The following is an 18,299-nucleotide window of genomic DNA, read 5'->3' on the forward strand; positions in this document are numbered from 1 at the left end:
AAAGGACACAAGCAAGGCATGCGAGTCGCGATTGTTGGGGCGGGTCTAGCCGGGATGGCCACAGCCGTTGACCTAGTGGATGCAGGTCACGAGGTTGAAATTTTCGAATCTCGCCCCTTTGTGGGAGGCAAAGTTGGAAGCTGGGTTGACGCAGACGGCAATCACATCGAGATGGGTCTGCATGTCTTCTTTGGTTGCTATTACAACCTCTTTGAGCTGATGAAAAAAGTAGATGCGTTCCAGCATCTGCGCCTCAAGGAGCACACCCACACCTTTATCAATCGCGGCGGCGATGTGGGCGCCCTCGATTTTCGCTTCATCACGGGCGCGCCCTTCAACGGTCTCAAGGCTTTCTTCACCACGTCTCAGCTTTCCCTGGCAGACAAGGCGCAAAACGCGATCGCCCTCGGCATTAGCCCCCTGGTGCGCGGCCTCGTCGACTTTGACGGCGCCATGAAAACGATCCGCGCCCTCGACCACATCAGCTTTGCGGACTGGTTCCGCCAGCATGGCGGCTCCGATGGCAGCCTCAAGCGGATGTGGAACCCGATCGCCTACGCCTTGGGCTTCATCGACACCGAAAATATTTCTGCCCGCTGCATGCTGACGATCTTTCAGTTCTTTGCGGCCAAAACCGAGGCGTCGATCCTGCGGATGCTGGAGGGCTCACCCGAGGAGTACCTGCACCGGCCCATCGTGAACTACCTGGAGGAGCGCGGCGGCAAGATCCACCTGCGACGCGGGGTGCGTCAGATCCTGTTTGAGGGCGAAGGGGACCAAACCCAGGTGACCGGCCTGGTGGTGGCCAACGGCGACTCGACGGAGACGATCACGGCGGACGCCTATGTGTGCGCCTGCGACGTGCCGGGAATTCAGCGTCTGGTGCCCGATGCTTGGCGGCGCTGGTCTGAGTTTGACAATATTTTCAAGCTGGATACGGTGCCGGTGGCCACGGTGCAGCTGCGCTTCGATGGCTGGGTGACGGAGATGCACGACGCCGCTCGTCGCCGCCAGCTGCAAGAGGCGGCAGGAATCGACAACTTGCTGTACACCCCGGATGCAGACTTCTCTTGCTTTGCAGATCTGGCGCTGACGAGCCCGGGCGACTACTATCGCGAGGGCCAAGGCTCGCTGATGCAGCTAGTGCTGACGCCGGGCGATCCGTTTATCAAGCAGAGCAATGAGGCGATCGCCCAGCACGTGCTCAAGCAGGTCCATGATCTGTTCCCGTCTTCGCGCGAGCTCAACATGACCTGGTACAGCGTCGTGAAGCTGGCTCAGTCCCTCTACCGCGAAGGCCCCGGGATGGACCCCTACCGTCCCGACCAAAAAACGCCCATTGGCAATTTCTTCTTGGCGGGCAGCTACACCATGCAGGATTACATCGATAGCATGGAGGGGGCGACGATTTCTGGCCGCCAGGCGGCGAAGGCGATTCTGGGACACGCAGCCCAGCGCTCTTCGGTCAGCCAGCCGTCGGTTGTTGGCTAGTGTTTGCCCACGTTGCGATCGCCCTATTGTTTCAGCAAAAATTGCCATGCCCGATTGGCTAGAACACAGCGTTCAAGTAGAAGTCGACACCCCCATTGATCTGGTGTGGGACCTCTGGTCTGACCTCGAGCAGATGCCCCGCTGGATGAAATGGATCGAGTCGGTCAAAGTGCTAGAAGACAACCCCGAGCTTTCGCGCTGGAAGCTCGCCTCTGGTGGGTTTGAGTTTAGCTGGCTCTCTCGCATCCTGAAAGTCACCCCCCACCAGATTATTCAGTGGGAGTCGGTGGACGGACTGCCCAATCGCGGGGCCATCCGCTTCTACGATCGCCACAACAGCAGCATCGTCAAACTGACGGTGGCCTACGCGATTCCCGGCGTTTTGGGCAAGCTGATGGACAACCTGTTCCTGGGCCGGATCGTCGAATCGACGATCCAGGCTGACCTAGAGCGCTTTCGCCACTACGCGATGGAGGCTCAAGCTCAGAGCAACGCTCAAGACGTCGAGTAGTCTGTCTGGTTACTCGCTAGTCTTGACACAGCAATGGCTCGGGCGAAATGCCCGAGCCATTGCTTTTTATTCAGGATGCTTGGCTCAGGATGTTTCGGTGAACGTCACTAGTTCCGAGCGCCGGCGCTCTGGCGCCGAGCCTGAGTGCTATCACAGCAGGAAATAATCCGCTGATTCGCAAGCCGGCTGAGTCCTTGGGATCGCAGAAGGTCTGACCACTGCTCGGCGATCGCCTCATCGCGAGGATTATCCGCGCGCATCTTGGCCAAAGCCGCCACGAGATCGAACCAGTAGCCATTTTCGGCGTAGAGCTTTAGGCGATCGCTCTCTGACGCCGCCGCCAGCTGATCTGCTAGATCACCCTCAGGCGGCATGTAGCGCACCCAGCCAGACACCCGAATATCGCGTTCGCGATCCTCCGAATCACAGATCACCGACACCGTCCAAGTGTAGTACTGCCCCTTTTCAAGAGCGGGCATCGTTGTCCCACTGGGGAGCTTTAAGCTAGCAATTCCCGGCGTTCCAGAGGTTCCGAAAGTCGCCCGATAAATGACATCCTTGCGCTGACGCTGCGCACCGACCGAATAAAGGGTAAACTCCGCCGTTTTGGTTTTGGTCGTGGGCATGTACCAGAAAAATCGCGGAAACGCTTCGCTGGTATAGCCAACATTATTGCTAGGGGACAGCGCCACTAGCTGAGGCAGTCGACCTTGCAAACATGCGGGACCTCGGGTACCACCACCGACCCGCCGCCCAGGAAGACCCACATCATCCGGAGCCTTAAAGCCAATTTCCGAGGCTAGGGATAGACTCGGAGCCATACAAATCGAAAGACTAAGAAGAGAGACCAAACCGGCTCTCGCAATAGAAAAGTAGCGTTGTCTCCTGCGCATAAGGTGAGGATTCCTAAGTCCAACTGATGGAACCAGCAAAACCGCAAGCACCATAGCAAAGAAGTCTCTGCTTCAGCACCCTTCATTCAGATTGCAGATGGCTGATGGAGGCCTAGTTTGCGAGCGATCAAAATCAGAACTACCGACAGACGTAGCGATTCACGCCTGTCGCATCAGCGACATCTTGCTATGAAAACTATACCCACAGATAGATTCCCCCTGAGATGGGAAAGTTCCGCACGGCAGGTAAGCTTTTATGAATTTAAAGTGTCTGAGAGGTAATCCGAAGCAGCCTCAACCACAGCGATCGCATTTTCGTAGGCCATCCGCGTCGGCCCCAGCACTCCTACACTGCCCACCGTCGTCTCGCCGCGACGGTAGACCGAAGAGATCAGTGTGCAGGACTGCATCGGCTCCAAGGGATTTTCGGAACCGATGCGCACGGTGACCCGCTTGCCAAAGGCATCTTCCAGCGGTGTCGGCTCAAACATCAGCGGCCACAGCTGCTCTTGTTCCTCTTCCAGCAGGTGCAAAATCGTCTGGACCTGCTGCAGCTCCGAGAACTCAGGCTGGCGGAGCACCTCAGAAATGCCGCTGATCAAAATCTGGGTTGGCAGAGGCCGGGTCCGCCGATTTAGCTCAACGAGGAGCAGTCGCAGAAAGTCGGTGTAGGACCCAAATTCGCGATCGAGGCCACTCCAGTCCACCGCCGCCAGTTCATTGAGCGATCGCCCCCGCAGCTTGCTATTGAGGAAATTCGACAGAATCTGCAAATCTCGCTCCAGCTGATCGAGGTCGTACGCCTCTTCCTCGCTTGCCTTCGGCAAATCCAGCACCACCGACTGCGTCGCATAGGCATCGGTCACGATGATCAGCATCACCTGGCGGTGATTGAGCGACACCAGCTGTAGATGACGCAGGTACACCAAGCAGGTTTGGGGCACCGTGATCAGCGCAATGCATCCGCTGAGCGTCGCCAAGATCTGGGCGGCCCGCTGAAGCAAATGGTCAAAGCCCCAGTCTTCGCGCCGCAGGTTTTGGCTGAGAAGCTGCTCAACCTGGAGCGCAAAGCCACCCGACGGCTGGATTAGCTTGTCAACATAAATCCGATACCCCGAATCGGAGGGGATACGCCCCGCCGAGGTGTGGGGCTGATACAGCAACCCGGCCCGCTCCAGAACCCCCATGGCGTTCCGGATGGTGGCCGAGCTCACGCTGAAGTCATACTCTTCCACCAGCGCTTTGGAGCCGACCGGTTCTGCCGTCGAGATGTAGTGGCGGACCGTCGCCCACAACACTTGCTGCTGTCGACTCGTGAGATTGAGTGACCCGGATTTATCTTTGGACGCTGGCATTAAATCAGACGCTTGTGAAAAAACAGGAAACGATGCAAGAAAAAAGGCTAGGAAAGGGCGACATGGCTGGAGTTTAGCCGAAGATCGGTTGCAATCTTCGAACCAGCAGATGCATGAGACCTGAAAAAGCTAGAGCAATGACTAGCTGGGCTTTTAGGAAATTTTGCTTTTTTTCAAAGATAGCAGATGCCTGATTTTCTCTTGGGGCTCGGGGGGCCGCTGTACCACAGGCGACTGTTATCGGGTCAGTAGCGCGGTACTGAGGGATCAACGTAGGCAGAGTAGGCGTCGATGCCGCCGGTGATGTTTTTGACGTTGGTGAAGCCCTGGTGCAGGAGCCACTGACACATCTGGGCGGAGCGGACGCCGTGATGGCACAGGACGCAGGTTTCTTTGTCGGCGTCGAAGCGATCGCGAATTTGGCTGGCCCAAGCCTCGTATTGGCTCAAAGGCAAATTCTCAAAGCCTTCTAGACGGGCGATCGCGATCTCCTGGGGCTCGCGCACGTCAATAAATTGGCGATCGCTCGTTTCGTCGCTCAGGTAGGTGGCCAAGGTGGCGACGTCAATGGCGGGTAAAGCAGCAAAGGTCATGGCGCATCAACACAGCTTGGAAGGGTGTGATTATTTTGAACCACAAAAGACCGAGACAACCAGTTCTCTGAAAACCTACGCTGTCAGCGATATAGCTGCTGATTGGGAAACGCGATTTCGAAAGCGGTTGCCGTAGCTGCGACGCAGCGATCGCAGATGGATAGCCAGAGCCGAAAACTCAACTCGACCCAAGGGTTTGCCAGCCTGGATTTCGAGAGGCTGAGCCGCCTGATAGCTCAGCGTCACGGTCAGTTCTCCCGAATCTTGCACCGTCAGCGCCTCGACACTCAGCCCTTGCCCCACGAGCGCATCCACCAGCCGAAATCCGAGGGGCGATCGCACGCCTTGCAGCGCAAAGCCCAGGCCACAGGTCAGGGAATCGCCGGGCTCTAGGACAACCGTTTCCTGCGATCGCAGGGCTGGAGCCTCCTGGGCCGTCGACCCCTGCCAAAAATGCCGGGTCGTCCAGCAAGCAATCGACACAGGCACCACCGTCGCTGCTGTCGCATCGGCCGAGCTGGGCACCTGGACAACGGGAGGCCGATAGAGGTGAGGCAGAGGCAGGAGGCGAACGTCCTGGGACGGCTCGGGCGGCTTTTCTGGGAGCGGTTCGGGCGCTGCTTCGGTCTCTAGCACCATGAAATCTTGATCACAGAGGGTCGTCAGGGCCTGGGTTGCCGCCTGCCAGTGCGACAGGCGTGATGCGGTCTGTACCGCCTCGTTCACCGAGAAAATCCGCCGCGATGATTGCCCACTGTCGGCTTCCTGAGGCTGGCGACGGTCCGACAAATAGTCACGAACCAGGCGCTGACGGTTTTCCATGTACTGCGCCCACAGCCCCGGAAAGGCTTCGTCCAGGGTTTGGGCCATAGACCAAATTTCGAGGGCCATCAGGTCGTGGAGGGTTTGATCCGCAGTTTGCAGGTCTCCCAGCATTTCTAGAAATCCTTGGGGCCAGTCAGACAGGAAATCGGGTGCAGTCGAAGGATGAGCAGCTTTCATGGCGCGATCGCCTCTATGGGTCTCTCCCTCTAGCCTCCCCTGCAAACGCGATCGCGGCTTCAAACAGCACCTGAATTTATCAAGTCTTTACGGAGGAGCCGAGGGCAAAACGCCGAAGTTTCAAACGCGGGCCGCTGAAAATTCCTCGATATAGCAAAGCGTCAGAGATGGAGGGCGATCGCCCTCTATCTCTGACGCCTAGCGCTGATTCAAGCTGGTTTGAAACCTGGGGCCTAGGAGGCCGAAGGCGTCGGCGCTCCCGGGATTGTCACATCCAGAGTCTCCACCGGCACATCTAGGCTCTCCAGCGTGGGCTGAATGTCCTCCCGCTTGCCCACCACCAGGGTCACCAGCTGATCGGGCTTCAGGTACTTCTCAGCCACTCGCTGCACGTCCTCAACCGTCGTCGCCTCGACCTGCTGCTTGTACCGGAAAATAAAGTCCTCCGGGTAGTCAAAGTAGGCGTAGCGCATGATCCGGCTGAGGATTTCCTCCGGGCTCTCGAAGTTGAACACAAAGGAGTTGAGCACGGAGTCCTTGGCGTAGGCCAGCTCGACATCCGAGACCGGCGCAGTGCGAATGCGATCGATTTCCGACTGCACCGACCGAATGAAAGGCACCGTAGCCTCTGAGCGCGTCTGGCCCCCCGCAATGAAAATGCCGGGGTGGTTGTGGCGCGGGCTCCAGAACCCAAACACGCTGTAGGCCAAGCCCTGGCGCGATCGCACCTCATTGAACAAGCGCCCGCCAAAGCCATTGAGCACGCTGTTCATCACGCTGAGGGCCGGATAGTCTGGGTCGTTGAACTGACCGCCCAAGTGTCCCAGGTAGATGTAGCTCTGGGTGAGCTGGGGCTGGTTGACAAAGAACACTCCGCCAGTCTCCGCCTGGTTAATCTGGGGCGGCGGCGGCAGCTTTGCGCGAGACGGCGATCGCCATTTGCCAAACTTGGCTTCCACCAGCGATCGCATTTCTCGACTATCAAAGTCCCCAGAAATTCCCAAAATCAGGTTCTGAGGCTGAAAAGACTGCCGATAAAACTGCTCCAAATCCGTCAGAGCAATGTTTTCGAGAGTTGCATACTCCACCGTCCGCGCATAGGGATTCTCGCGACCGTAGATCAGCTTTTGGAACTCGCGATTGGCAATGCCATCTGGGTCATCGTTGCGCCGCGCAATGCCGCCGCGCCGCTGAGTCTTCGCTAGATCCAGTTTTTCCTGAGCAAAGACCGGCTCCTGGAGCACCTCAGCAAACAGCCCAAACACCAGATCGAGGTCTTCGCTCAGCGTGTTGAAGCTGGCTGTGCCAAAGTCTTCGCCAATGGCGGTTTCGACAAAGGCCGATCGCTGCTCGAGGAGCTGGTTGAGCTCATCGGCACTGTGGCTGCGGGTGCCGCTGGTGCGCATCACCTCCGCCGTCAGATCCGCCAGACCGACTTTGTTTGCCGGTTCCCAGCGGCTGCCGGTGCGCACATAGGCCTCTCCAGACACCAGGGGCAACTCGTGGTCTTCCATCAGGTAGACCGTCAAGCCGTTGCGCAGCTGGAACTGGCTGTAGTCAGGGACTTGAATATCAGGCAGTGCCGGAAAGGTCAGCTCGGTATAGTGTTTGGCGGTCTGGGCAGCGGCGGGCGATCGCGAAGCGGTCACCAGCAGCAGCAAAGCCACCAAGGTACTCAGCCCCAGACGGCGCAGCCAGCGGCGCTGGCGAGCCGAAAACACATGGTTCATAGCGGTCAAAAACGCCTGAATTCGAATCTGCAAAGAGTTCATCGCTCCATCCTCCGGCCTAGGAGGCATCCCCAGAAGGAGCAGAATCCCCTTCTGGTGGAGCCGTGGGCAGAATGCGTCCGATGGTGCGGTTTTCGGGGGAGAAGGTTGCCTGGGCCACTCGCTGAATGTCTTCGGCGGTGACAGCGGCGATCGCGTCGAGATCCTTAAACAGGTTCTGCCAGCTGCCGGTCTTCACCTCATACTCCACCAGCGACATCGCCATGCCCATATTCGAGTCGAGCGATCGCAGCAAACCGGCTCGGGCCTGATTTTTGACCCGCTCCAGCTCCATCTGGGACACCGGCTCCGACTTCAGACGCTCGATCTCGCTTTGGAGCGCCGATGCCACCTCATCCACCGTGTGATTGGGTGCCGTCAGCGCATAAAACAGCATCAAGTTCGGATACTTGTCTCCCGGGAAACCGCTAAAGCCCTGGGCCGTCAGCGCCAGCTGCTGAGTTTCCACCAGAGACTTGTACAGCCGCGACGTCCGGCCATCGCTGAGGATGCTGCCGATCATTTGGTAGATCACGTTGTCGGGATGATCGATCGCGGGGCGGTGATAGGCCTCCAGGTACCACGGCTGAGACGCCAGCTCCAGCGTCACCTCCCGCGGCTCTTGCTGAGGCGGCTCTACTACTGTCAGCTTCGGCGGTGCAGGACGCTTGGGATAGCGCCCAAAATAGGTCTCGGCCAGCTGCTTGACAGTCGCGGGATCCACGTCGCCCACAACGGCGATCGTCAAGTTGCTAGGCACATAGTAGGTGTCAAAAAAGGCTCGCACATCCTCACGCTCGAGATTCCGAATGTCCTCGGAATAGCCGATCACCGGCCGCTTATAGGGATGCGTTGTGTAGGCCGTGTCCAGCAGCGCCTCGATCATCTGGCCGATCGGCGAGTTGTCGGTCCGCAGCCGCCGCTCCTCCAGGATGACCTCCTGCTCCTCGTAGAACTCGCGGAACACCGGCTCCAAGAAGCGCTCCGACTCCAGAGACATCCACAGCTCCAGCTTGTTGGACGGGAAGCTGTAGAAATAGCGAGTCGCGTCGGTCGAGGTGGTTGCGTTGAGGCCGACTCCCCCCGCTTGCTCGACGATCTGGCCATACTCGTTCTGGACCACGTAGCTGCTGGCTTCTTTTTTCAGCTCGTCAAACTGCGCCTTGAGCTGGGTAACCCGCTCTGCCTGTCCCGCAGCTTCGGCAGTTTCGATCTGTTGATGAATCTCGTCGAGGCGATCGAGGAGTTTGGCCTCCGCCTCGTAGTTGCGCGTCCCGATGCGCTGAGTCCCCTTGAAAGCCAGGTGCTCTAGAAAGTGGGCCACGCCGGTTTTGCCGTCCGGCTCATTCGCACCGCCCACGTCGGCATAGGTCAAGAAGGAAACGACCGGTGCTTGGTGACGCTCTAGGACAATGAACTGGAGGCCATTGTCGAGGCGAAACTCGGTGATCTGATCAATGACGCGATCGAGGTAGGGCTGGGTCGAAGGGGGCGTCTGGGTCGCCGAGGCGTCCCGAGCCCAAGCCGGCGCAAGGCCAGCGCCCCAGCTCAGAGCGACGATCAGAAACAGCGCGATCGCCTTTTGGCCAAAATGAAAGAAAAACCGCCACTGGCCCCCTTGAGCAGCTTTTGCCCAGGGGCGTGACGCAGAATGACAGGACTGACTCATAGAAATCCGTACAAGCAGCACTGATCCCAGAATAAAGAGTTTCAGCCCGTTTCTGGAATTTTCGTCTCGTCTTCCCCTATCCCTTGGGGAGTCTGCACCCCTCTGGCCGAGTCGTTCCCCGATCCAATTTGGGTGGCCAACAGCGCTAATGGGGTCTTCGATGTCCTGAGCGGGAAGCGTTGTGCATCCCGGGAAAACCCCGGTCCAGGGGCGATCGCCCCGGTGAGGGACCGTATGGATTTGGGAGGTCAGCGATGCTGGGGGCTGAGGGAGGTGCCTGAAGCGGATGAGGGCACAGCTCAGCCCCCGAGTCACAGCCATTGCAGGCTGGCCTCCTGGAGTTGAAATCTTTAAATCCTTTTGTCTTGCCGCCTCTAGAAGGCCTTCGTTCAGCGCTCTAGATGGGGTCTAGGGGGCGACTCTACTGGTGGTGATGACCGGGGAGATACTGCTGGCGGTAGAACGTGTAGGAGTCGAAAAGGGCTCCCACCAAGCCGCAGGTCAGGCCAATGGTCAGCGCTCCGTGCAGCGGTTGACCGCTCCCAAAAACCGCCAAAAAGCTCAAAATCTGCTCACTAAGCAGCTGGCTAATGCCTCCGAGTCCCGGAACTGCAGTCAGCAGCGAGAGTCCTGCTAGGAGTCCTCCCAGCATCAGCAAGGGAACGACAAACGCTAGCAGCATCGTCAGAAGGAGCGATCGCAGAAAACAGGGCAGATTGTTCATAACAGAACGGAGCCGTGGTAGGACAAAGGCAGGCATCAGGAGCTTGCGTTGTCTCTACGATAGGAGCGATCGCCCTTGCTCATCAGCCCCCTTCAAGATTCTTAAATCATCCTTAAGATTCCTTCTTCAATTTTTGTGAAAAAATTTCTTTGCTGCCGCAACACTTGCAGCGCCCCAGCCCGATCGCTCAAGCTGCCCTCTCAGCAAAAGATCTGGCAAAATCTCAGTATTCTGGGGAAGCCCTGGCCAAACCTCCCTGGAGCGATCGCCAGCAAAGGCCAAAACACTTTGTTAGAAACTTCTCAGCATTCCCTCGCCATCTCACTGATTCTCACTGATTAGGTAGGTTACGCATCTTGAGTCAAACCAGTTCTCGCTCAAGCCTCGGACTCTGGACCCAGCGGCTGATCGCCGCTATTTTCCTGGCAGGCCAAGTTGTTTTGCATCTGGTTCAAGGGCGCATCCACCGACGCAACACCCTTGAGCAGATGGTGCTGGTAGGCCCCGATTCGTTGCTGATTGCGCTGGTCACTGCCACCTTTGTGGGCGCGGTTTTTACGATTCAGGTTGCCCGAGAATTTATCAACTTTGGGGCGACTTCTGCCGTAGGCGGGGTGTTGGCGGTGGCGCTGCTGCGCGAGCTTGCACCCGTTTTGACCGCCGTCGTGATCGCGGGACGGGTGGGCTCGGCTTTCGCCGCCGAGATCGGCACCATGTGCGTCACCGAGCAGATCGACGCGCTCCAGATGCTGCGCACCGACCCCGTAGATTATTTGGTGATTCCGCGGGTGATTGCCTGCTCCCTCATGCTGCCCTTGCTGACGATCCTGTGCTTCATCACGGGGATGGCCGGGGGCATGATCGTCGTCACGACCATCTATGACATTCCCAGCCGCGTCTTTTTGGACTCTGCGCGCAACTTTTTGGCGGTCTGGGACCTCGTCAGCGCCATGCTAAAGGCTTTGGTGTTTGGTGCACTGATCGCCGTGATCGGCACCAGCTGGGGCCTGACCACCACCGGCGGGGCCAAGGGCGTGGGCCAGTCCACCACAACAGCTGTTGTGACGGCGCTGCTGGCAATTTTTATCTCTAACTTTTTCTTGTCCTGGGCGATGTTTCGGGGGCTCGGAAACGCCGTCCTCAACAACCTCTAGGCCCGTTTGCCGAGACTCCAGCAACCCCGAAACCCTCGGCCGGCGATCGCCCAAACTCCCCAGACAGAAGTTCTTAGAATAGATGAGACAGATATTTACATTCTTTGAGTAAGGATTTTTTGAATTGTGACGGTTACTAACCCTGTTTCTTCCGAAAAGGTCACAGAGCTCGCGCCAAGCTATCGCATTCCCCTCACGCTGATTGGGGCGGCGCTTCCTTTGGCGATCGCCCAGCCCTTTGCTGGCGTTCCGGTGACGCTGTTTGGCCTTTTTCTGCTGCTGCAAACGGTGACGCTGCGTCTTCTGTTTACAGAGACGGCCCTAGACATTTACCGGTCCGAAACGCTGATTCGGCGGTTTCCCTACGCTGAGTGGCAAAACTGGGAAATTTTTTGGAGCAAGGTGCCGATTTTGTTCTACTTCAAAGAAGTGAAAAGTATTCACTTTTTGCCGATCATTTTCGATCCTAAGGCCCTCAGAAGCTGCCTTGAGACCCACTGTCCTCGCAACTCTGGCAGCTGATGTCTGGGGATCTGTGCTTGAATGATCCTCACGTGTTCGCTGTGTGCCGACGATCCTGACGACGATATCCCATGAATTCTGACGCATTTCCCCCCTCTGACTCTGGCCAATCGATCCCCTCTGGCGCTGACCAGCCCGAGGGGACTCCGGGACAGGAGCTCGCCCACGGAGAAGTCCGGGAGCTAGAGCGCCGGATCGCGGATCTGCGGCGCCAGGAAGAGCGCCTGCGCAAAGAGGTGGCTGATCTGCAGGCGACCTACGACCGGACGCTCAGAGAGCAGATGGTGCAGGCCCAGATGATGATGGGGCAGGTGGTGCAGGAAGGGCTGGCCGATCTGGAGCAGCGCAAACAGGCGCTGCAGATTGCGGTGGAGCAGCTGGAGCGGCGCCAAGAGCGCATTCGCACAGAGATGCGGACGACATTTGCGGGCACCTCGCAGGACCTGGCGATTCGAATCCAGGGCTTCAAGGATTATTTGGTGGGCAGCTTGCAGGATCTGGCGGCGGCAGCGGAGCAGCTGCAGCTGGTGCGCGAAGCGCCGGAGCCGGAGATGAAGCCGGTCCGAGATGCGGAGCCAGCGGAGCTCGCCAAGCCCGATTTTGGTGAGCAGAGCTTCGAGGAGCAGACGCGCTTGATTCGGCGGATGCTGGATCAGTTTCGCGATCGCCCGGACTATTATGGGCCGCCGTGGCAGCTGCGGCGGACGTTTGAGCCGATCCATGCGGAGCGGGTGTCCAAGTGGTTTTTTGACCAAGGGGGGAAAGGTGCCCTCAAGAGCATGGGCAGCCGTCTGCAAAATATTTTGGTGGCCTCAGCCGCGATCGCGATTTTGCGGCGCATGTACGGCGATCGCCTCTGGCCCCTGGTGTTGGCCAACAGCCCCGAGCGCCTCGGCGAATGGCGGCGCGGTCTCCAGGACTGTCTGGGCATCACGCGGGCAGACTTTGGCCCGGATCAGGGCATTGTGCTGTTTGAGGCAGCGGAGCCCCTGGCCCTCAAGGCCGATCGCCTTGAGCAAGAGGGCGACCTGCCCCTGATCATCATCGACGACACCGAGAATCAAGTCAGCTTGTCTTTGCTCCAGTTCCCGCTGTGGCTAGCCTTTGCCCCCGATCCGACCTACTCGACTCCCTTTATCTAGATCCTGTTCTCTAGAAGGGATCGCCTCGGCGAGGGCTCTGTGCCGGATAATTGGGAGTGAAGAAGCGGCGCGATCGCAGGCCGCGGCATGACTTGATAGGAAAAGGCTGAATATGGTGCTTTGGCTGGTGTGGAGCGCAGCGCTGCTGCTGGGGGCGTACCTGCTGGGTTCGATCGCGACGGGTTATTGGCTGGGGTACGCGCTAAAGGGCATTGATATTCGCCAGCATGGCTCGGGATCGACCGGAGCAACCAACGTGCTGCGGACCCTCGGCAAGGGTCCAGCGATCGCCGTTTTGCTGATCGACATGCTGAAGGGTCTGCTGGCCGTGCTGCTGATCGGCCCTGGCCTGGTGTGGGCTTCGGAGCGCTTTTTGCCAGCGGGCGTGGTTGACTTTGCCTTGTGGAGCGACTGGCTGCGCGCCCTGGCCGGACTGGCAGCCCTGATCGGCCACAGCAAGTCCCCATGGATCGGCTTCACCGGCGGCAAATCCGTGGCGTCCAGCCTGGGGGTTTTGCTGGCGCTGCATTGGCCGGTTGCCCTGGGCACGCTGGGCGTTTTCGCGGCGGTTTTGTCCCTCTCCCAGATTGTTTCCCTCAGCTCCATTGTGGGGGCGATCGCCGTAACCGTGTTTATGATTGCGTTTCGGCAGCCTGTGCCCTATCTGCTATTTGCGATCGCGGGCGGGGTCTACGTGATCGTGCGTCACCGGACCAACATCCAGCGCCTAGTGGCAGGCACCGAACCCCGCATCGGCCAAAAATCCTCCCAAGGCCCGACTTAGGTCCGCTCCAGGGCGGGCGATCGCCCCAACAATTTCTTGCTAGAGTGAGTGCGACAGTTGAAACAGCGCTTTTGGTGGCTGCCGTCCAGGCGGGGCCGGTCCCTCCGGCACCAAACCGCTCCTTCTCGCACCCCGGTACCCTGAAGTTTTCGACCCATGAGTCAATGCTCTAGAGGTCTGTGAAGAGATTCTGACGATCCAAGGCAAGTCATCAAAACCGCTGTATTTCTGGGAATAGTCAGGATTCAACTGTATTTCCTCACAGCGAATCATCTCACGACGGTTTTATGACAAGCGTTGTTCACTCTCCCTACACGGATGCGCAGATCGCCGCTTGGCTGCGCGGGCTGCTCACGATCGCCTGGTCCGATGGCGATTTTGACTCCCATGAGCGAGATCTGATCGCCGCCATTACCCAAGATGAGCTAGCTCCCAAAGTTAGCATCGAAACTTTCGAGCCCATCGGGGCTCAGGACCTAGCCGCCGAGTTGGGACATGATCACCTCACTGCCGAGAACTTTGTGCGCACCGCCATCATGGTCGCTTTGGCAGATGGCGTGTACACGCTCCCCGAAGATAAGCTGCTTCAGGACTACTGCACCGCCCTCGATGTCCAGACTCTTGCCTTGCAGAGCCTGCGATCGACGCTTTACGACCCGAGCAGCCAGGCAGCACCCCGGGCGATCGCCCCTAGCATCAGCAGCCCCAAGGCCGGAGTTCCCAATCCGCTCCAGCCCATCCAGGAGTGGATGGACGGCCTCGAAGTGCACGATCCGCGAGTTGCCCGGTTTCTGTGCAAAATGATCCCGCCCCAGTGCCCTTTCGAGCGGGATATCGCCCTCTTTGGCCGCAAGATCGTGCACATCCCGCCCCTGTGCAAGCTCAACCCGCTCTATGAGCAGCTAGTGGGTCTGCGTTTTCGGGCGCTGTCCTATCTCGCTGATGACTGCGGCGAGGACATTACGCCCTACTGCTAACGCCCCTTCAAAGGGGGTTCGGCGGCGATCTGAGACCGCTCGCGAGGCATAAAGTCTTCGTATTTTGTTTGATCGAAGTGGTACACCGTGCGGATGGGGTACGGGATCACGATATTGGCGCGATCGCACGCCTGTTTGAGCGCGATCATGACCTGGGTACTGGTTCGCCGCACCACCACCTGCTGCGGCGTGGTCCAAAAACGCGCCATCAGGTCAACGGCGCTATCGCCAAAGGACACCACATCAATTTCAGGGGCTGGCTCTTCCAGGACGTCCTTGACGTTTTTGAGCGCTGAGAGCAGGGTCTCAATGGCCGTCGGCAGGGGCGTGTTGTAGTCCACCGAAATGGCCAGGTCGGTTCGCCGGTGCGGCAGCGCGGTGCGCACCTGCACCGGATTTGTAAACAGCAGCGAATTGGGCATGACCACGATTTCGCCGTCGTAGGTGCGAATGCGCGTCGCCCGAATCTTGATTTCTTCGACCGTACCTTCGTAGCTGTTGATCACAATCTGGTCGCCGATCCGGAAGGGCTGCTGCAGCAGCAAAAGAATCCCGGCCAGAAAGTTTTTGAAGATGTCCTGGAACGCAAAACCGATCGCGACAGAACCCAGTCCCAACAGGCCAATGATGTCCCCCAAACCCAACCCCGGGAAGGCCACCACGCAGGACGTCACGATCCCAACCACCCAGGCAGAAACATAGCTAATCTGGACCGCAAGCGATCGCAGCGATCGGTTTTGCAGGGCGCGATCGGCGGCCACTGCCACAACTTGGCGCACCGCTTTGGCGGCGTAGCTGGTGATTGCCAAGATTGTCAAGGCCATCAGAATAGACGGCAGCAAGCGGATTCCTTCACCGACCAAGCCTAGCAAGCTGGCTTGAATCTCTTGAATCAGCGGGTTAGACGGATTCATGCTGGAGCCCTCAAAATCTGCATAAAAAGAGCGTTGACGGAGCGCTCTTCGGTGAAGTCAGGCTTGGAGCGTCAAACGAGGCTCTCTAACCCTGACTTCACCGTTAATTTTCTCCGAACCCCTTCTAGAGTAAGGGACTCTCTCGGATCTAGCTGCGCAGGCTCACGCTGAACTTTTCGCTCAGCAGCTCCCGGACGCGCTGGTGCACTGGCTCCACGTCGGCCTCGGTCAGGGTGCGATCGCTCGCCCGGTACACCAGCCGGAATGCCAGGCTCCGCTGCCCTGCGGGGACGCCTTCTCCCTGGTACTCGTCAAACAGCTCAGCAGACTCCAGCAGGTCTCCCCCGGCGCGGGCGATCGCCTTTTCCAGGTCCACTACGGACACCGCCAGCGGCGCGAAGAAAGCAATGTCGCGATCCGTCGCAGGATAGGACGAAAAGGGCTTAAACAAGGGCGTTAGCGCCTCATCGCGGCTCAGCTCACCCAAGAGCAAGTCCAGAGACAGGGTGAAAATATAGACGTCGTCCGGCAAATCGCGATCGCGCCGCAGCTGGGGATGCAGCTGGCCAAAGGTGCCCAGGCGCTCTCCGCGAATCCAGAGGGAGGCGGTTCGGCCCGGGTGCAGGCGACTATCCCGGCGATCGGGCTGATATTCCACCTTGATGCCCAGGCGCTGGAAGGCGCTCTCCAGCAGGCCCTTGGCCTCGTACCAGTTCATGGGCTGTTCGCGACCAGAGCGCCGCCATCGGCCCACCGAGGCATCACCGCCCATCACCCCCGCCAGAGCATCCATTTCATGGAATCCCAGGTCGTCCTGCCAGAACACACGGCCAATCTCAAAGGCGTTGAGCGGCCCGTTGCCCTGCTCCAAGTTGTACTGGAAGGCGTCAACCAGGCCCTCGATCAGCTCTGTCCGCAGGGCTGAGTATTCGGCGAAGAGGGGATTGGCAAGGGTAACTTGGGATTCGTGAACCGGTTTAACCAGGGAGTAGTGCATCAGCTCCGTCAGGCCAACCCCGCGAAACGCCGCGCGCAGCGATCGCGTCAGTTCCTGCTCGAGGGACAGATAGCCCGCTTCGCTCTTGTCCGGCAGGGTCTCGCAAAACTTGTCATAGCCGTAGAGGCGCGCCACTTCTTCGATCAGGTCGATTTCTCGCTCGAGATCGCGGTACCGGTAGGGAGGCACCGTCACGCTCCACACGTCCTTGCGATCCGTCGGCTGGACTTGGCAGCCCAGGGCGGTCAGGCTGCGCTCGACTTCCTGGGGCTGCAGCTCGCGCGGGTCGGCGTCCTCCACCTCCACAAGACCCAGCACCTGGTTGACGCGCTCTAGGCGCAGCTCGATGGAGCGGGTCCAGGTGGCCTGGCTGGGACGACTATCGGCGATCGCCTGGGCAACCACGGTCCCGCCCGCCAGATCCAGCAGGAGGGCCAAGGCGCGACGAGCCGCCACCTCCAGTTCTGCCTGGTTGACGCCTCGCTCGTAGCGGGTCGAAGCCTCAGTGCGCAGACCCTGGCTCCGAGCCGATCGCCGGATCGCCACAGAGTCAAACAAGGCCGCCTCAAGGACGAGGTTGGTCGTGCCCCCGTGCACCTCGGTGTCTTCGCCGCCCATCACCCCCGCCAGCGCAACAGGGCGATCGTTTGCCGTGATGACCAGAGACTGGTTTTGCAGCTTGCGCTTTTGGCTGTCCAGGGTCGTGAGGCTTTCATCGGAACGGCCAAACCGGACGCCCAGGGTCAAAGCACCGGCTCCGGCTACCTGCTGGAGGCGATCGCGATCGAAGGCGTGCAGCGGCTGCCCCCACTCCAGTAGCACATAGTTGGTGACATCCACCACATTATTAATAGGGCGCACCCCCGCCGCCTGAAGGCGCCGCTTGAGCCACTCAGGGGACGGCTGAATGTTGACATTTTCAATCATCGTGCCGATGTAGGCCGGACAGGCCTTCGGCTCCTGGACCTGCACCGCCAATTTCGACGCGTCCTCGGGCTGAGCGATCGCCTCCAAGTCTGCCCCCGGCAGCCGCAGCGTCGCTCCCGTCAGCGCAGCCACCTCTCGAGCCACCCCGACCATGCTCAAGGCGTCCGCTCGGTTGGCCGTCGACGTCAAGTCCAGCACCACATCCTCGAGGCCCAGCAGCGGCCGCACATCGGCTCCCGGCTGCAGTCCCGCCTCACCAAAGATGTGAATGCCCTCCGAGTCTTTTTCTAGACCCACCTCAGACAGCGAACAAATCATTCCCTCTGAGCGCACTCCCCGCAGCTTGGTCGGCCGCAGCTTCAGGTCGATCGCCGGCAGATAGGTGCCCACCGTCGCCACCGCTACATAGATGTCCGCTCGGACATTGGCAGCCCCGCACACAATATTTAGCGGGCCGCTCTCCGCCCCGACATCGACCTGGCAAACGCTGAGCTTGTCCGCGTTGGGGTGCTGCTCTCGGCTCAGCACCTTACCAACCACAACGCCATCAGCCCAGGTGCGCCGGTCTTCAATATCCTCCACCTCAAAGCCCGCCATCGTCAGCGTTTCGGCCAACGCCTCCGGGGAGAGAGAGATGTCTACGAGTTCTTGTAGCCAGTTTAGGGAAATACGCATGGACAGCTTGCCTTGTGAGTGCGCTGGGTAAACGAAACAGCCCAATCATTGTAGCGCTCTCCCCGAACCCAGAAACCCAGCCGATTTCAGCTCAGTTCTGCCTCGATGCAAACCGTATCCTCAATTTTTTCTGGATTTGGGCACTCAGCGTCCAAAAGCCTTGGAAAGGGTCCTTTATAATGCGCTTAAAGCCTAATGAG

17 protein-coding genes are annotated in these 18,299 nt (G+C 59.1%); 7 read left to right on the forward strand and 10 right to left on the reverse strand.

Annotated features, from left to right (window positions below):
* The first annotated feature begins 18 nt into the window (after positions 1-18).
* Both zds and GEI7407_RS11350 read left to right on the forward strand, forming a co-directional pair.
* A complete protein-coding gene (zds, locus tag GEI7407_RS11345) occupies positions 19-1,491 on the forward strand; it encodes a 9,9'-di-cis-zeta-carotene desaturase (RefSeq protein WP_015172316.1) in 1,473 nt (490 codons plus the stop codon).
* Positions 1,492-1,537: 46 nt separating this feature from the next.
* Positions 1,538-2,002 carry an SRPBCC family protein gene (locus tag GEI7407_RS11350; RefSeq protein ID WP_015172317.1) on the forward strand — a complete coding sequence of 155 codons (465 nt, stop codon included), beginning with the start codon at positions 1,538-1,540 and terminating at the stop codon, positions 2,000-2,002.
* 107 nt (positions 2,003-2,109) lie between these two features.
* On the opposite strand, the gene GEI7407_RS11355 is transcribed toward GEI7407_RS11350, so the two are convergent.
* The 7 genes from GEI7407_RS11355 to GEI7407_RS11385 form a co-directional block, all read right to left on the reverse strand.
* Entirely contained in the window at positions 2,110-2,823 is a 714-nt protein-coding gene (locus tag GEI7407_RS11355; protein ID WP_190274130.1) for a DUF928 domain-containing protein, read from the reverse strand.
* Positions 2,824-3,149: 326 nt separating this feature from the next.
* Positions 3,150-4,250: a heat-inducible transcriptional repressor HrcA gene (gene hrcA / locus GEI7407_RS11360; protein ID WP_015172319.1), complete on the reverse strand. Its 1,101-nt coding sequence runs from the start codon at positions 4,248-4,250 to the stop codon at positions 3,150-3,152.
* A 245-nt stretch (positions 4,251-4,495) separates the two neighbouring features.
* Positions 4,496-4,843 (reverse strand): rhodanese-like domain-containing protein, encoded by a 348-nt coding sequence (locus GEI7407_RS11365; RefSeq protein ID WP_015172320.1) that lies wholly within the window; start codon positions 4,841-4,843, stop codon positions 4,496-4,498.
* Positions 4,844-4,918: 75 nt separating this feature from the next.
* Positions 4,919-5,845, reverse strand: coding sequence for a hypothetical protein (locus GEI7407_RS11370; RefSeq protein WP_041268405.1), 927 nt, complete (start codon positions 5,843-5,845; stop codon positions 4,919-4,921).
* Between the two features lie 233 nt (positions 5,846-6,078).
* On the reverse strand, positions 6,079-7,617 hold the full coding sequence (locus GEI7407_RS11375; protein ID WP_015172322.1) for a pitrilysin family protein: 1,539 nt from the start codon (positions 7,615-7,617) through the stop codon (positions 6,079-6,081).
* 16 nt (positions 7,618-7,633) lie between these two features.
* Positions 7,634-9,604, reverse strand: a complete 1,971-nt coding sequence (locus tag GEI7407_RS11380) for a pitrilysin family protein (protein WP_015172323.1) — start codon at positions 9,602-9,604, stop codon at positions 7,634-7,636.
* A 100-nt stretch (positions 9,605-9,704) separates the two neighbouring features.
* Positions 9,705-10,007 (reverse strand): hypothetical protein, encoded by a 303-nt coding sequence (locus tag GEI7407_RS11385; RefSeq protein ID WP_015172324.1) that lies wholly within the window; start codon positions 10,005-10,007, stop codon positions 9,705-9,707.
* A gap of 356 nt (positions 10,008-10,363) precedes the next feature.
* Here GEI7407_RS11385 and GEI7407_RS11390 point away from each other — a divergent pair, with 356 nt between their 5' ends.
* The 4 genes from GEI7407_RS11390 (at position 10,364) to plsY (ending at position 13,609) form a co-directional block, all read left to right on the forward strand.
* Positions 10,364-11,161, forward strand: a complete 798-nt coding sequence (locus tag GEI7407_RS11390; RefSeq protein ID WP_015172325.1) for an MlaE family lipid ABC transporter permease subunit — start codon at positions 10,364-10,366, stop codon at positions 11,159-11,161.
* A 126-nt stretch (positions 11,162-11,287) separates the two neighbouring features.
* Positions 11,288-11,683, forward strand: coding sequence for a DUF3119 family protein (locus GEI7407_RS11395; RefSeq protein ID WP_015172326.1), 396 nt, complete (start codon positions 11,288-11,290; stop codon positions 11,681-11,683).
* Positions 11,684-11,754: 71 nt separating this feature from the next.
* Positions 11,755-12,825, forward strand: a complete 1,071-nt coding sequence (locus GEI7407_RS11400) for a DUF3086 domain-containing protein (protein WP_015172327.1) — start codon at positions 11,755-11,757, stop codon at positions 12,823-12,825.
* A 112-nt stretch (positions 12,826-12,937) separates the two neighbouring features.
* On the forward strand, positions 12,938-13,609 hold the full coding sequence (gene plsY / locus GEI7407_RS11405) for a glycerol-3-phosphate 1-O-acyltransferase PlsY (protein WP_015172328.1): 672 nt from the start codon (positions 12,938-12,940) through the stop codon (positions 13,607-13,609).
* Here plsY and GEI7407_RS21380 read toward each other — a convergent pair.
* Positions 13,606-13,767: a hypothetical protein gene (locus GEI7407_RS21380; protein WP_190274131.1), complete on the reverse strand. Its 162-nt coding sequence runs from the start codon at positions 13,765-13,767 to the stop codon at positions 13,606-13,608. The genes plsY and GEI7407_RS21380 overlap by 4 nt on opposite strands.
* 129 nt (positions 13,768-13,896) lie before the next feature.
* Between GEI7407_RS21380 and GEI7407_RS11410 the strand changes: the two genes are divergently transcribed.
* A complete protein-coding gene (locus GEI7407_RS11410) occupies positions 13,897-14,586 on the forward strand; it encodes a Mo-dependent nitrogenase C-terminal domain-containing protein (protein WP_015172329.1) in 690 nt (229 codons plus the stop codon).
* Here GEI7407_RS11410 and GEI7407_RS11415 read toward each other — a convergent pair.
* Positions 14,583-15,500 carry a mechanosensitive ion channel family protein gene (locus GEI7407_RS11415; protein WP_015172330.1) on the reverse strand — a complete coding sequence of 306 codons (918 nt, stop codon included), beginning with the start codon at positions 15,498-15,500 and terminating at the stop codon, positions 14,583-14,585. The genes GEI7407_RS11410 and GEI7407_RS11415 overlap by 4 nt on opposite strands.
* Positions 15,501-15,648: 148 nt before the next feature.
* A complete protein-coding gene (pheT, locus tag GEI7407_RS11420; RefSeq protein WP_015172331.1) occupies positions 15,649-18,099 on the reverse strand; it encodes a phenylalanine--tRNA ligase subunit beta in 2,451 nt (816 codons plus the stop codon).
* Positions 18,100-18,299: the final 200 nt, after the last annotated feature.

The sequence above is a fragment of the Geitlerinema sp. PCC 7407 genome (assembly GCF_000317045.1).
Lineage (GTDB): Bacteria > Cyanobacteriota > Cyanobacteriia > PCC-7407 > PCC-7407 > PCC-7407.

What these genes read in the sequence shown, in the direction of transcription:
- zds (WP_015172316.1), top strand. Translation starts at nt 19, where the DNA reads ATGCGAGTCGCGATTGTTGGGGCGGGTCTAGCCGGGATGGCCACAGCC.
- GEI7407_RS11350 (WP_015172317.1), top strand. Translation starts at nt 1,538, where the DNA reads ATGCCCGATTGGCTAGAACACAGCGTTCAAGTAGAAGTCGACACCCCC.
- GEI7407_RS11355 (WP_190274130.1), bottom strand. Translation starts at nt 2,823, where the DNA reads ATGGCTCCGAGTCTATCCCTAGCCTCGGAAATTGGCTTTAAGGCTCCG.
- hrcA (WP_015172319.1), bottom strand. Translation starts at nt 4,250, where the DNA reads ATGCCAGCGTCCAAAGATAAATCCGGGTCACTCAATCTCACGAGTCGA.
- GEI7407_RS11365 (WP_015172320.1), bottom strand. Translation starts at nt 4,843, where the DNA reads ATGACCTTTGCTGCTTTACCCGCCATTGACGTCGCCACCTTGGCCACC.
- GEI7407_RS11370 (WP_041268405.1), bottom strand. Translation starts at nt 5,845, where the DNA reads ATGAAAGCTGCTCATCCTTCGACTGCACCCGATTTCCTGTCTGACTGG.
- GEI7407_RS11375 (WP_015172322.1), bottom strand. Translation starts at nt 7,617, where the DNA reads ATGAACTCTTTGCAGATTCGAATTCAGGCGTTTTTGACCGCTATGAAC.
- GEI7407_RS11380 (WP_015172323.1), bottom strand. Translation starts at nt 9,604, where the DNA reads ATGGCTGTGACTCGGGGGCTGAGCTGTGCCCTCATCCGCTTCAGGCAC.
- GEI7407_RS11385 (WP_015172324.1), bottom strand. Translation starts at nt 10,007, where the DNA reads ATGAACAATCTGCCCTGTTTTCTGCGATCGCTCCTTCTGACGATGCTG.
- GEI7407_RS11400 (WP_015172327.1), top strand. Translation starts at nt 11,755, where the DNA reads ATGAATTCTGACGCATTTCCCCCCTCTGACTCTGGCCAATCGATCCCC.
- plsY (WP_015172328.1), top strand. Translation starts at nt 12,938, where the DNA reads ATGGTGCTTTGGCTGGTGTGGAGCGCAGCGCTGCTGCTGGGGGCGTAC.
- GEI7407_RS21380 (WP_190274131.1), bottom strand. Translation starts at nt 13,767, where the DNA reads ATGGGTCGAAAACTTCAGGGTACCGGGGTGCGAGAAGGAGCGGTTTGG.
- GEI7407_RS11410 (WP_015172329.1), top strand. Translation starts at nt 13,897, where the DNA reads ATGACAAGCGTTGTTCACTCTCCCTACACGGATGCGCAGATCGCCGCT.
- GEI7407_RS11415 (WP_015172330.1), bottom strand. Translation starts at nt 15,500, where the DNA reads ATGAATCCGTCTAACCCGCTGATTCAAGAGATTCAAGCCAGCTTGCTA.
- pheT (WP_015172331.1), bottom strand. Translation starts at nt 18,099, where the DNA reads ATGCGTATTTCCCTAAACTGGCTACAAGAACTCGTAGACATCTCTCTC.